Source organism: Pseudomonas sp. NPDC089734 (assembly GCF_044748865.1).
Lineage (GTDB): Bacteria > Pseudomonadota > Gammaproteobacteria > Pseudomonadales > Pseudomonadaceae > Aquipseudomonas.
This window is the reverse complement of record NZ_JBIVGV010000003.1, coordinates 341,014-355,057: the sequence shown is the minus strand read 5'-3', so window position 1 is coordinate 355,057 and position 14,044 is coordinate 341,014. Positions and strand designations below refer to the sequence as shown.

At 59.2% G+C, this 14,044-nt stretch carries 10 protein-coding genes; 3 read left to right on the top strand and 7 right to left on the bottom strand.

From position 1 onward, the window contains the following. Positions 1-63: 63 nt before the first annotated feature. Positions 64-720 carry a Pr6Pr family membrane protein gene (locus ACIPY9_RS06310; protein WP_400698150.1) on the bottom strand — a complete coding sequence of 219 codons (657 nt, stop codon included), beginning with the start codon at positions 718-720 and terminating at the stop codon, positions 64-66. Positions 721-759: 39 nt separating this feature from the next. Continuing rightward, positions 760-987: a VF530 family DNA-binding protein gene (locus tag ACIPY9_RS06305; RefSeq protein ID WP_400698149.1), complete on the bottom strand. Its 228-nt coding sequence runs from the start codon at positions 985-987 to the stop codon at positions 760-762. A 234-nt stretch (positions 988-1,221) separates the two neighbouring features. On the opposite strand from ACIPY9_RS06305, the gene ACIPY9_RS06300 reads away from it, so the two are divergent. Continuing rightward, entirely contained in the window at positions 1,222-3,252 is a 2,031-nt protein-coding gene (locus tag ACIPY9_RS06300; RefSeq protein ID WP_400698331.1) for a TonB-dependent receptor, read from the top strand. Between the two features lie 286 nt (positions 3,253-3,538). After that, positions 3,539-5,947, top strand: a complete 2,409-nt coding sequence (locus ACIPY9_RS06295; protein ID WP_400698147.1) for a glucose/quinate/shikimate family membrane-bound PQQ-dependent dehydrogenase — start codon at positions 3,539-3,541, stop codon at positions 5,945-5,947. 69 nt (positions 5,948-6,016) lie between these two features. Here ACIPY9_RS06295 and ACIPY9_RS06290 read toward each other — a convergent pair whose 3' ends face one another. From ACIPY9_RS06290 to ACIPY9_RS06270, 5 genes are all read right to left on the bottom strand, one after another. After that, positions 6,017-6,547: a hypothetical protein gene (locus ACIPY9_RS06290; protein ID WP_400698144.1), complete on the bottom strand. Its 531-nt coding sequence runs from the start codon at positions 6,545-6,547 to the stop codon at positions 6,017-6,019. 449 nt (positions 6,548-6,996) lie between these two features. After that, complete coding sequence (locus ACIPY9_RS06285) at positions 6,997-7,419, bottom strand: group 1 truncated hemoglobin (RefSeq protein ID WP_400698141.1); 423 nt, start codon at positions 7,417-7,419, stop codon at positions 6,997-6,999. Then, positions 7,419-8,282 (bottom strand): DUF3034 family protein, encoded by an 864-nt coding sequence (locus ACIPY9_RS06280; protein ID WP_400698138.1) that lies wholly within the window; start codon positions 8,280-8,282, stop codon positions 7,419-7,421. The genes ACIPY9_RS06285 and ACIPY9_RS06280 overlap by 1 nt, the downstream gene beginning before the upstream one ends. After that, positions 8,279-10,639 carry an EAL domain-containing protein gene (locus ACIPY9_RS06275; protein ID WP_400698136.1) on the bottom strand — a complete coding sequence of 787 codons (2,361 nt, stop codon included), beginning with the start codon at positions 10,637-10,639 and terminating at the stop codon, positions 8,279-8,281. The genes ACIPY9_RS06280 and ACIPY9_RS06275 overlap by 4 nt, the downstream gene beginning before the upstream one ends. Then, positions 10,636-11,313, bottom strand: coding sequence for a methylamine utilization protein (locus ACIPY9_RS06270; protein ID WP_400698133.1), 678 nt, complete (start codon positions 11,311-11,313; stop codon positions 10,636-10,638). Before ACIPY9_RS06270 ends, ACIPY9_RS06275 begins: the two co-directional genes overlap by 4 nt. 268 nt (positions 11,314-11,581) lie before the next feature. Between ACIPY9_RS06270 and lon the strand changes: the two genes are divergently transcribed. Beyond that, on the top strand, positions 11,582-13,996 hold the full coding sequence (lon, locus tag ACIPY9_RS06265) for an endopeptidase La (protein ID WP_400698130.1): 2,415 nt from the start codon (positions 11,582-11,584) through the stop codon (positions 13,994-13,996). The last annotated feature ends 48 nt before the right edge of the window (positions 13,997-14,044 follow it).

Sequence of the window (14,044 nt, the reverse complement as noted above, 5' to 3'; positions counted from 1 at the left end):
GTGACTCGTGAATGCTTCGCGACTGAAGTCGCTCCTACAGGCCTGGTGTCGGCAGGAGCGATTTCAATCGCGAAACCTGAGAAGCCTGTCGATCCCCAGCAAGACCAGCGCAATCACGACAAACCCCGTCAACACACCCAGTGCATTCATGAGTGCCTGGGTGTACCCCAGCGTGCCGATATCGATGAAGGGATACAGGTAGTCGCCAATGGCATCGCCACGCAGCAGGACGTAGCCGAAATAGAGCATGGGATACAGCGCCCACAGCCCCACATGGGCAAGGCGTAGCGTGCCTTTGGGCACGTAAAGGCACCAATACACCACGAACAGCAGCGGCATGACGTCATGCAGCAGTTCATCGGCCACCCACTGCCAGCCCTGGGGCTGCCACAGATGGCGCAACAGGATGTTATACGCGATACCCACCAACGCAATGCTGGCGGCAATACCGCTGCATACCGTCGGATGGCGAAAGAAAGCATGCCCGCGCGACTGCCGATGAGTCAGGGCACAAGTCAGGGCAACCGCTGCCAATGTGTTGCTCAACACCGTAAAGAAGCTGAAAAACCGGATCAGCCCGCCCAACAGGCTGGCGTCATCGACCCAACGCGCCCAGAGAATCAGATACAGCTGGATGGCTAACCCGGACCAACCCAGGCAAGCAGCCACAAGGGTGTAGCAGCGCTGCCCCTGCGCTGGCTGCGGATGTTCGCTGTGCATCTTTTTATCCTTGAAGGCCTTCGCCCGTGCCCGGCGTCTTTACCAGCCCTTGCTGCGATGCAACTTCACGTACAGCGCTTCCACTTTCTCGCGAGCCCAGGGTGTCTTGCGCAGGAACGTCAGGCTGGACTTGATGCTCGGATCGCTCTTGAAACAACGAATGTCGATACGTTCGGCCAGACCTGACCATTGGTAATGCTCGACCAGAGCCTTGAGGATCTGCTCAAGCGTAACGCCGTGCAGAGGGTCGTTGTGGGTTGTTGTCATGACTGACCTTGAAGCGTGATGAATGCGAAGGTGCGCACCTTAGCCGAGCCATCAGAAGGTAGGAAGAGCTTAGCGTGAGATGGCTGAAGTTTCGCCCCGCCGCCCTTGATCAAAAAGTTCCCCTTTTCACACAAAAAGAGATGTTATAGTGTAACAACACATTACACACCTCCACGCTTGCTCTCGATCAGGGCCCTGCTCCGCGCCCCGCCAAGGAAAACCGCTATGTCACCGATGCACCGCAACCTGCTCTGGCGCCTCACGCCACTGGCAACTGCCCTGCTGCTTGCCGCACCCGCTCATGCCGCCGACAGCCTTGAGCTGCAACCCCAGGTCATCACGGCCAACCCGCTGGGCAGCGATCAACTGGCAACCCCGACGACCGTGCTGGAAGGCGACGCCCTGACCCTTGAGCAGAAAGGCAGCCTGGGTGAAACCCTGAACAAGCAACCGGGGGTTTCCTCGTCCTACTTCGGCCCCGGTGCCAGCCGCCCGATCATTCGTGGCATGGACGGTGACCGTATTCGCATTCTGCGCAACGGCGTCGGTGCCCTGGATGCCTCGTCACTGTCCTATGACCACGCCGTACCGCTCGACCCGGTCAACGTCGATCGCATTGAAATCGTGCGTGGCCCGGCAGCCTTGCTCTATGGCGGCAGCGCCATTGGCGGTTTGGTCAATACCTTCGATAACCGTATCCCGACCGAAGCCATCGAAGGCATCCACGGTGCCGGCGAGCTGCGTTACGGAGGTGCCGACACCACGCGCAGCAGCGCAGGCAAGCTGGAAGCCGGCAATGGCCAGTTCGCCTTGCACGTCGATGCCAACTCTCGCCAGTTCAATGACCTGCGCATCCCCGGCTATGCCCGTACCAGCGAGCTACGGGCTCAAGGCAGCGAAGAAGGTGACAAGAAAAAACGCCTGAGCAACAGCGACGGACGTCAGGATGGCGGTGCCGTCGGGGGCTCCTACACCTGGGATGACGGCTATGCCGGCGTGTCGTACAGCAACTACGACTCCAATTACGGTTCGCCCGCCGAACAGGACGTGCGCATCCGCATGCAGCAAGAGCATTACGCCTTTGCGTCCGAGATCCGTAACCTGTACGGCCCGTTCACCTCGGTCAAACTGGACGCGGGCTACACCGACTACGAGCACCGTGAAATCGAAGGTGGCGAAGTCGGCACGACCTTCAAGAACAAGGGCTATGAAGCCCGCGTCGAAGCCCGTCACCAACCGATCGGCCCCCTCAACGGCGTGGTCGGTGCTCAAGTGACACGCAGTGAGTTTTCGGCCCTGGGCGAAGAAGCCTTCGTACCGCAGACCGATACCGATGCCGGGGCGCTGTTCATTCTGGAAGAACTGCAAGCCACTGATCGCTTGAAGCTGAGCCTCGGTGGACGTGTCGAACACACCACCGTCGACCCGGATGCACAGGGCAAAGACCGCTTCGCCGCTGCCGACAGTTCCAGCAGCTTCACGGCAGGCAGCCTGTCGTCTGGTGCGGTCTACACCCTGACTCCGATCTGGTCCGTGGCGGCCACCCTGGGCTACACCGAGCGTGCTCCGACCTTCTATGAGCTGTATGCCAACGGTGCTCACGTTGCCACCGGCACCTATGAACGCGGCAATGCCGACTTGTCCAAAGAGAAAGCGGTGTCCAGCGACCTGGCCCTGCGCTTCGACAACGGCACCCACAAAGGCAGCGTAGGCGTGTTCTACAGCCACTTCTCCAACTACATCGGGTTGCTGAGCAGCGGTCGCACACTCGATGACGAAGGTGAAGAAGATGCCAATGGCATCCCGGAATACAACTACTCAGGCGTTCGCGCCCGCTTCAGCGGCATCGAGGCACAGGACCACTGGAAACTGGGTGAAAACCAGTACGGCAGCCTGGCACTGGAACTGTCCGGCGACTACACCCGGGCCAAGAACCTGGACACCGGCGAAGCCCTGCCCCGTATCGCGCCTCTGCGCCTGAACAGTGGCCTGCTGTGGGCACTGGACAAATGGCAGGCGCGCATCGATGTTGAGCACGCCAGCGCCCAGCACCGGGTTCCGGATAACGAATCCAGCACCGACGGCTACACCACCCTGGGTGCCAGTGTCGGTTATCACTTCAATATGGGCGAAAGCCAATGGCTGGCGTTCGTCAACGGCGAGAACCTGACCAACCAGACCGTGCGCTACGCCAGCTCGATCCTGCGTGATATCGCACCGGCACCGGGCCGCAGCGTGGAAGTAGGCCTGCGCACCACGTTCTGATACCGCTCATCAGTTCCCCACGTGCAAGGCGTGGGGGACTGAACGTCTTTTGCCTCCCCCTCCCTTCATCGTCCCCCCCTCACACTCTTTGGTGCACGATCCCGGCTGTCAGCGGTCTACGCCTGAATGCCCCCTGTTTCGGGCAGTTACAGGGCTTCTGACCAATGGTTGATTTCAACTGTCGGAAATTCGTTTCTAGAACTAGCGTTCAAAAACATGACGCCAACGCTGTGCACTGCGCAACGGTGCGCCAATCAAACACTCAATCGTCAAGGAGATTCGCATTATGAGCACTGAAGGTGCTTTGAGTAGAAATCGCCTGTTACCCACCCTCCTCGGGCTGGTGATCGCGTTGATGGGGCTGGTCCTGCTGGCGGGAGGGCTCAGGCTGATGCAACTGGAGGGCTCGTTCTATTACCTGCTGGCAGGCATCGGCTTTGCGGTCACGGGAGTGCTGCTCATCATGGGTCGCCGCTCCGCGCTTGGCCTGTATGCGCTCCTGCTGTTTGCGAGCACGCTCTGGTCATTGTGGGAAGTCGGCCTGGACTGGTGGCAACTGGTGCCACGTCTGGCGCTCTGGTTCGCACTGGGCATCGTCCTGCTGTTGCCGTGGTTTCGGCGTCCGCTGCTCAGTGGTGAGCCAGAGCGGCTGAACACCGGAGCCTTGACGGGCGCGGTCGTCCTGGCCGGCGTGGTCGCACTGGCCAGCCAGTTCACCCATCCCGGGCGGATCGAGGGGCAACTGGACCGGGAAACGGCAGGCACCGTCAACACAGCCCCCGCCATGCCCGACGGCGATTGGCAGTCCTATGGCCGAACGGCCTTTGGCGACCGCTACTCGCCCCTGTCCCAGATCACGCCGGAAAACGTCCACACGCTGGTTCCGGCCTGGACCTACCGCACAGGCGATATTCCCGGGCCGAACGATCCCGGAGAAACCACGGCCGAGAACACGCCGCTCAAGGTCAACGGCATGTTGTACGTGTGTACGCCGCACAGTCAGGTGATTGCCCTGGAGCCAGACACCGGCAAGGAGATCTGGCGCTTCGATCCAAAGATCAGCACCCAGAGCGCAGAAAACTTCAAAGGCTGGGCGCACATGACCTGCCGCGGCGTCTCGTATCACGATGACGCAGCCTATGCGGCAGACACTCCGGCTCAGACACCGGCAGTTGAAAGCAGCACCGGCAATGTCTGCCCGCGTCGCATTTTCCTGCCGACCGCCGACACCCGTCTCATCGCCCTCAATGCCGACACCGGCAAGATGTGCGAGGACTTCGGTAACAAGGGTTCGATCGATCTGAGCGCCAATATCGGCACCTTCGCACCCGGCGGCTACTACTCCACATCGCCACCGGCAGTGACCAAAGACCTGGTCGTGATCGGCGGTCATGTGACCGACAACGTTTCCACCGACGAGCCTTCGGGTGTGATCCGTGCCTACGATGTCCATACAGGCCGACTGGTCTGGAACTGGGACAGCGGCAATCCGGACGATACAACCCCGATTGCAGAAGGCCAGACCTATACCCGCAACTCACCGAACATGTGGTCCATGTTCAGCGTCGATGAAAAACTGGGCATGCTTTACCTGCCCATGGGCAACCAGATGCCGGACCAGTGGGGTGGCAATCGCACCCCGGCCTCGGAGAAATACAGTGCAGGCCTGGTCGCTCTGGATATCGCCACCGGTCATGTGCGCTGGAATTATCAGTTCACTCACCATGACCTGTGGGACATGGATGTGGGCGGCCAACCGACCCTCATGGACATGAAAACCGCCCAGGGCATCAAACCGGCAGTACTGGCTTCGACCAAGCAAGGCAGCATCTATGTGCTGGACCGCAGCAATGGCCAGCCCATCGTGCCGATCAACGAAGTACCGGTGCCACAGGGCGCGGTCGAAGGGGATCGAACCTCGCCGACGCAACCGAAATCCGAGCTGCACTTCATGCCGCCTCCGCTCAAGGAGCGTGACATGTGGGGAGTGACGCCATTCGATCAGATGCTGTGCCGGATCGATTTCAAATCCCTGCGCTACGAAGGCCCGTTCACACCTCCGTCGCTACAGGGCACGATCGTCTATCCCGGCAACTTCGGCGTCTTCGACTGGGGCGGCATCTCGATTGATCCGGTCCGCCAGATCGCCTTCGTCAACCCGAGCTACATGGCCTTCCGCTCAAAACTGGTGCCCGCCGCCGAGGTTGAAGCCGGCCCGGGTCGCAAGAGCGAAACCGAAGGCGTGCAACCGAACAAGGGCGCACCTTATGGCGTGATTCTCGAAGCCCTGCTCTCGCCCATGGGGCTGCCTTGTCAGGCTCCGGCCTGGGGGTATGTGGCCGCCGTGGACCTGACCACCCACAAGACCCTCTGGATGCACAAGAACGGGACCGTGCGTGACAGCTCGCCGATACCGATTCCACTGACCATGGGCGTCCCGAGCCTGGGTGGTACCTTCACCACGGCCAGCGGTCTGGCCTTCCTGAGCGGCACGCTGGATCAATACCTGCGCGCCTACGATGTGCGGAACGGCAAGCAGCTTTGGGAAGCCCGCCTGCCTGCAGGTGCCCAGACCACTCCGATGACCTACACCGGCAAGGATGGCCAGCAATACGTGCTGGTGGTGGCTGGAGGTCACGGCTCGCTGGGGACCCGACAAGGTGACTATGTCATGGCATTCAAACTGCCGAAGTGACGGCTCCGTAAAGCCATGAAAAAGGCGGCGACCCGACAAGGTAGCCGCCTTTTTTGCCAGGCTCTCGGGTCAGCAGCCCTTGGAACCGGCCTTGGGCACGAATGCCGTCTTCACGCCTGGTTTCAGAGTGATATAGGCACGACGCCATGGCTGGTCACCAACCATTTCCCAGCGATGCCCCGGCCCTGTGGTGTCCTGGGCAACCAGCACATCGCCCGGCCGCAAGACAAAGGTTTCGCCTTCGGTGGTAAAGAACTTCAGGGTTCCCGAAAGGCTGATCACGTACTGCTCTTCAGGAGCCGGGTGCCAATCGTAGGAAGAATGCGCCGGGGTTTCCTTGAAGTGAATGACCTCTACATCGGTACGAAACGTTTGATCGAGCGTCCCTTCCTGAATATGTGAAAGGTTGTCAGGGCCTGTACACAACTTGAAGGCTCTTATTCCCTGCTGCTCGACCTTTGTCGCCGGTGCAGCCGCGTGGGCACTCTGGAGAGGCAACATGGCTGCCGCCGACAAGACCCATAAGGCTCCCCATACTCGAAACGAAGCGACTGGGCGGGAGACGACTTTTTTCAACAACAGATATTCACTCTGAAACATATAACTTCCCTGAGAAATATAGCGCGCACTGCAAGCTGCCCTGGTTATCCATAACGATGACCAGAACCCAAAGCCTCAATGGGCATTGCATGTTTTAAATACAAACTACCGCCGAAAAGGCGGCTAATGTCATGTACGACTTTGTATCCGGATCACGACAACAAGCATTGCCAACAAACAAACGGATACAGGCTTACACCCGGCCGCCGAACAGAAAGAGACGACCGGTTTCAAGCACTAAAACGGAATACCACAAGCCTGAAAAATTTAGAAATATTTTTTTCAAGGGCAGGCTATGTGCATTCTCTATGAGCCAACTATCAAGCAGGGCGAGCCCTTGATTAATAATTTTTCATAAAGATGGAAAGTCACAAAAAGAAGAAAGACAGGTTCTAACTTCCAGGCCATCAAGTTGATGACAGACCTGGAAGTTACGCCACTGCAAGGCGTTATTTCTCGATCACTTCAGCACGCATCGGGGCCAGCCTGGCAATCAGGCGGTTTTGCACGGGCACCGGTATTTTCTCGGCATCCATGGCATCGATCAGGTTTTCCACCAGAGCATTGAAATCGCTACGGGTCAGGTTCTGGCCTTTATGAGATTCGGCCATGCTGGCACCGGTGTACTGGCAAGGTCCCCCCGACTCGACACACAACTGCTCCACCAACTTGTCGCGCAGACGCACGATATCGATCTTCTTGAAACGCTCGACGATGCGATCGTCCCTGGCCACGTTCATCAACATGCCTTCGACGATACGCTGGATGCCGGCGCGCTGTCCGAGGTCCTGGTAGAGACTGTCGTCCTTGGGTGGCTGCTGGGCACAGCCCGCCAGCAGAGCAAGCATCAGGCAAATCAGCAGACGGTTCATCAGAAACTCCCCTGCAAGGACAGATAAGTGCCGTTCTGGTTATCCAGCGTGGCAATTTCCCCCAGGCGGGCATAGGCCAGAACCACAGAGAAGTGCTTGTTCGGGAAATACCCGATAAACAGGTCCGCCCAATCGCTTTCACCGGCAAACGACAGGTTGTCCGGTTTTTCGCGATATTCCACGCCCATGGCCCAGCGCGGGTTGAACAGCACCGCCACCGAGCCTTCCTTGAGTACGCTGCGCTCGTCGCGACGATCGCCGCCAAAACCCAGCAGGCCGGTTTCGTTGGCACGGCTGTAGCGCACGCCGCCGTTGACCACGACGTTGTAGCCAAAGGCAGCCCCCATGAACAGGCGACTGGCCGTCAGATAGCCTTCGACATCCGAGTCACGCCTGGAGCCGATCAGGCTCGGGATCAGGAAGTCGTTTTGATGCTTGTACTGAACACCCAATGAAACCTGCGGCAAGGAGTCGTAGATCAGGTCCCCGAACAGTCGAACCTTGACGCCGAAAATATCCTGCGTCAGGTTGTCTTCCGGCAGGCTCAGCTTGTGCTGCAACGTACCCAGATCGAAGCGCTGGTGAGCATAGGAAAACTCAACGCGGTTACCGTAGGCGACAGCCAGGCCTGCGACATCCAGCGTGTAGTCCGGCAGGTCGACATGCGTGGCAAACGCACTGGCACCCCATTCGCCCTGCTCCCCGTAACCGGTGATCAAGGCCCAGGGTGTGATCCCGCCGCCCGCAGCACCTTCTATGCTGCTGGCCCCGCCCGTAGCGATCAAACGACCGTTATCGGCCATGGAAAGGGACGAGAAAGCCCCCAGAAAACAACCCAACAACAACGAAGTTCTGTAGGTCATAGTTCATTAACCATCTGGCTGGGTGAAATCATTGTCTGGTCGATCCAGGCCTCGAACGCAGGTGCGGTCAGAGGGCGGCTGATGAGGTAGCCCTGGGCCGTGTCGCAGTGCCAACGCTCGAGCAAATGCAGGCTGTGCTCATACTCGACGCCTTCAGCGACCACCTTGAGGCCCAGGTTATGGCTCATCTCGATGGTGGAGCGCACGATCACGGCGTCCTCACTGGTTTCGTCGAGGTTACGGACGAAAGACTGGTCGATTTTCAATTCCTGGACCGGCAGCCGCTTGAGGTGGGCCAACGAGGAATAACCGGTTCCGAAGTCGTCCACCGAAAGGCTGATGCCGCACTCGCGCAAACGGTGAAGCACGACCAATGCCTTTTCAGGCTCGCTCATCACGGCGCTTTCCGTGATCTCGAAAATCAGTTGCTCGGCTGGCACGCCATAACGCTTGAGCAACGTCAGGACATAGTCGGCCAGATCGCCGCCCAACAAATCGTCGGCGGAAATGTTGACCGACAGCTGTATGAACAGGCCGCGTTTGCTCCACTCGGCCAACTGGCGCATCGCCTCTTCGATCACCCAGTTGGTCAATAGCTGAATGCTGCCGGTGCGCTCGGCCAGCACGATGAACTCGGCAGGCGACACATTGCCGAACTGCGGATGGCTCCAGCGTAATAGCGCCTCGGCCTGACGGACATGCCTGCGGTGGATATCCAGTTTGGGCTGATACTGAAGAAACAGCTCGCCATTCTGTGCCGCCTTGCGCAGATCGCGAATGAGGCTGATCTGGCGCTGGTGAGCCAGGTCGCGGCCATCTTCGTAGATCTGCATGCGACCAGGCAGATTCGCAGCGTCTTTACGTGCAATCGCAGCCCGGCTGAGCAATTCTTTCGGCGCATTGCCGTTTTCCGGGTACGTCGTGATGCCAATGCAGCAATCAAGCGAGATATCGTGGCTATCGACCCGATGGGGTTCACTGAGGATCCGTTGCAGGGTATCGCCCATGGCCACGGCTCCATCGCTGGTGGTTTGATCCAGCAACAGAAGGAATTCGTTGGCCGTCAGACGGGCCACCGTATCACCGGCCCCCAGAACATCCTGCAGTTGTTGCCCCACCTGGCGCAGCAACAGATCGACCCCCTCGGCACCACAGCTCTCGTTGATCGACGCCATGTTTTCGATGCCCAGGTACATCAACGCCACCGGGCGCTCGGCCGAAATGGCACTGCCAAGACGTTCGATGACCAGCGCACGGTTGGGCAAACCGGTGACGGCATCGTGCAGGGCATTGTGGGCCAGTTGCCCCTCACGCACGGCAATACCTTTCTGCATCGCATTGATCGCACCGGCAAGCATGCCCAGTTCGTCGCTGCGCTTCATGGTGACGGGGGTCTCGTAATCGCCTTCTTCGATGCGCTTGGCCGCCAGCGCCAGCGCCCGAACCGGCGTGGACACACTCCGGGCCAGTGCCAGTGTCCCGATCAGGGAGGCCAGCAGTGCCGCCAGGGATATCCAGAAGATCTTTTCATCCAGAGGAGCAAAGGCTTGCAAGGCCTTGTCCAGCGGACTTTGCAGCAAGGCGATCACTTGCCCGTCGCTCGCCTGACCGGTGTTGGCCAGCATGATCGACTGGCTGAGAAAATTCAGATTCAACTGTTCGGTGACCCGCATCTGCCCTTCGGACGAACTGCGCATCAACTCGACCAGACTGGGGTGCAAAGCCTCTGGCTGGGTGCTGATCAACTTGCCGGGCTGGCCGTTTTCCACGGTCAGGAACGACACCTCCAGACCGCTGAGCGAGCGCAGCTCCTGAGCGATGTCGCTGTCGATGGCAAACCCCATCACCACACGCCCGAGGGGCAAGGGGGCCAGCACCGTACTCTCGACCAGCAGATGCGGTATGCCGCCGCCCGGCACGATCAGTACCGACTGTTTATTGCGCTTGGCATTACGCAAGGCCTGGTCATACACGAACTTGGAGCCTTCAGGCACCTCGGCCTCGGTACTGGCGATCACCGTACCGTCCATGCCCAGCAGAAACATGTCGCTGGCATTGATGCGCCCGCCATGGTTCAAGAGCACCGAACGGATGGTCGACGAATCTTCACTGGCGACCGCGTCGCGGAAGCCAAAATCGGCAGACAGGAGTTGAACCGTATCGCGCAGGCGCTTGCCGCGCAGATCGATCAGGCGCTCGAACACCCGGCTACCGACTTCCAGTTGCGCCTGAGCCTGAGTACGGACGGCATCGCCAGTCGCAATCTTGACGGCGAGAAACACCGCGCCGACCACGATCACCAGCAAAGCAATCAATACACAGGCAATGCGCGCCTGAAAGCTATTACGAAGATTCATTCATGAGCAGCCTTGTGGAAAGCATCGCCAAAGGCGCCGGGCGCGGGCTTGGACGGTTTGTCGCTGGCCTTGACCTCGACATCGAGGTTGAAACGCTGAGTCAGGCCCGCCGCTGGCATATCGAATTCACCTCCCGATACCGGCTGCATGTCTTCAGTCTGTGGGTGCCAGAGCGTGGCCGTGTAATGGCCAGCCGGCATCTGATCGAGCTTGAGCGTGCCATTGCTGTCGGTCACGCCAAACCAGGGATCGTCGGTCACGTAGATATAGCCGACCATCCAGTCATGGATATTGCAGCCGAGCACGACCACACCGGCCTTGTCGAACAACAGGGGTTCCGATGGCGTGCCCTCATAGAGACGCAACTCGAAACGCTTGGCCGGAGAAAAGGAATAAACCTGGTGACGGATGTTGTCACTGTTGGGGAATTTGACCTGTGTACCGGTATGCACAGCCAGAACGTGGGGTGAAAACTCCTGATCGTGCTGGTCCATGCTGGCCTTCAACCCACTGGCAGCCGGACCCGCCGGGCCATTGAGCGTCACGACAGCATCGGCAAGCGGCTTGCCTTGCTTGTCGAATACCTGAGCCGTCAGGGCCGCAGCCGACGCACTGGCAGCGGTCCACAGCAGTAATCCGGCCAGAACAACCGAGGAAGAGAATACTTTGGTCATACTCAATTCAACCCACAACGACAGTGCCGGTAACAAGAACGCCAGCACTGGCAGCGATCGATCACTTCGCTTGCAGATCTACTGCCGAACCCATTAAAAGCACATAACTAGAGGCATTATGCCAACACGCAATCAACCCGACGAAAGGTCCGGAATTTCCTCGCCGTCAGCAGACTGATTGCCTCCTACCCACACTATCGACCGCCCCCATTGAAACCTGAGGAGATCTGCCCCATCTAACCTTCATGTTCAATTTCGCAGGTGCCCTATGAGCGACCAGCAGAAAGACTCGCAAGATTTGCCTGATGACGTAGCCGAACACTCTCTTCTGAGCTCCAACAGCACCTCCCTTGCCCTTCCCGGCCAGAATCTGCCGGACAAGGTCTACATCATCCCGATCCACAATCGCCCTTTCTTTCCGGCGCAGGTCCTGCCTGTAATCGTCAATGAAGAGCCCTGGGCCGAGACCCTTGAGCTGGTCAGCAAGTCCGAACACCACTCGCTGGCACTGTTTTTCATGGACACTCCCCAGGAGGATCCACGTCATTTCAATACCAAGGCGCTCCCCGAGTATGGCACTTTGGTAAAAGTTCACCACGCCAGTCGCGAAAATGGTCGATTGCAATTTGTTGCCCAGGGTTTGAGCCGCGTCCGTATCCGCACCTGGCTCAAACATCATCGCCCGCCTTATCTGGTGGAAATCGAATACCCGCAGCAGCCCAACGAACCGACCGACGAGGTCAAGGCTTATGGCATGGCCCTGATCAACGCAATCAAGGAGCTGCTGCCACTCAACCCGCTGTACAGCGAAGAACTGAAAAACTATCTGAATCGCTTCAGCCCGAACGATCCCTCCCCTCTGACCGACTTTGCCGCGGCACTGACCTCCGCGACCGGCGTCGAACTGCAGGAGGTGCTCGATTGCGTCCCCATGCTCAAACGCATGGAGAAAGTCCTGCCGATGCTGCGCAAGGAGGTCGAAGTCGCCCGTCTGCAGAAAGAGATATCCGCCGAGGTCAATCGCAAGATCGGCGAACATCAGCGCCAGTTCTTCCTGAAAGAACAGCTCAAGGTCATTCAGCAGGAGCTGGGGCTGAGCAAGGACGATCGCAGCGCCGACATCGAACAGTTCGAGCAGCGCCTTGCAGGCAAGACCCTGCCCGATCAGGCACGCAAGAAAATCGACGAAGAACTCGGCAAGCTCAAGGTGCTGGAAACCGGCTCACCCGAATATGCCGTGACCCGCAATTACCTGGACTGGGCCAGCTCCCTGCCCTGGGGGATCTACGGCGAGGACAAGCTTGACCTCAAACACGCCCGCAAGGTGCTCGACAAGCACCATGCCGGTCTCGACGATATCAAGGGCCGGATCCTCGAATTCCTTGCCGTGGGCGCCTATAAAGGCGAAATCAGCGGCTCGATTGTCCTGCTGGTCGGCCCGCCAGGCGTGGGCAAGACCAGCGTCGGCCGCTCGATTGCCGAATCCCTGGGCAGGCCGTTCTACCGCCTGAGCGTGGGCGGCATGCGCGACGAGGCGGAAATCAAGGGCCATCGCCGCACCTACATCGGTGCCCAGCCGGGCAAGCTGGTGCAGGCGCTCAAGGATGTCGAGGTGATGAACCCGGTCATCATGCTCGATGAAATCGACAAGATGGGCCAAAGCTATCAGGGCGACCCGGCTTCCGCCCTTCTGGAAACCCTGGACCCGGAACAGAACGTCGAATTCCTCGACCACTATCTGGACCTGCGCCTGGACCTTTCCAAAGTCCTGTTCGTCTGCACCGCCAACACCCTGGACTCGATTCCCGGCCCCCTGCTGGACCGGATGGAAGTGATCCGCCTGTCCGGCTATATCACCGAAGAAAAACTCGCCATCGCCAAACGTCACCTGTGGCCCAAGCAACTGGAAAAGGCCGGCGTGTCCAAGACCCGCCTGTCGATCAGCGACAGCGCACTGCGGGCCGTGATCGAGGGGTATGCACGCGAAGCCGGGGTCCGACAGCTGGAAAAACAATTGGGCAAGCTGGTACGCAAGGCCGTGGTCAGACTGCTGGACGAACCCGAGGCCGTGATCAAGATCGGCAACAAGGATCTGGAAGCGTCACTGGGCATGCCGGTTTTCCGCAGCGAGCAAGTGCTGTCCGGCACCGGCGTCATCACCGGGCTGGCCTGGACCAGCATGGGTGGAGCCACATTGCCGATCGAAGCCACACGCATCCACACCCTGAACCGTGGCTTCAAGCTGACCGGACAACTGGGTGAGGTGATGAAAGAGTCCGCAGAAATCGCCTACAGCTATGTCAGCTCCAACCTGGCGAAGTTTGGCGGTGATGCGAAGTTCTTTGACGAGGCTTTCGTCCACCTGCATGTCCCCGAAGGGGCCACACCGAAAGACGGCCCGAGCGCCGGAGTCACCATGGCCAGCGCCCTGCTCTCTCTGGCGCGCAACCAGCCGCCGAAAAAGGGCGTGGCCATGACCGGCGAACTGACCCTGACCGGGCATGTACTGCCGATCGGCGGGGTGCGCGAGAAAGTCATTGCGGCCCGGCGACAGAAGATCAACGAACTGATCCTTCCCGAGCCCAACCGTGGCCACTTCGAGGAACTGCCCGACTACCTGAAGGAAGGCCTGACCGTTCACTTCGCCAAACGCTTTACCGATGTGGCGAAAGTGTTGTTCTGATGAAATGAAGCGTTGCCTCTGCCCCCTCCCACGGATTGACATGGACTT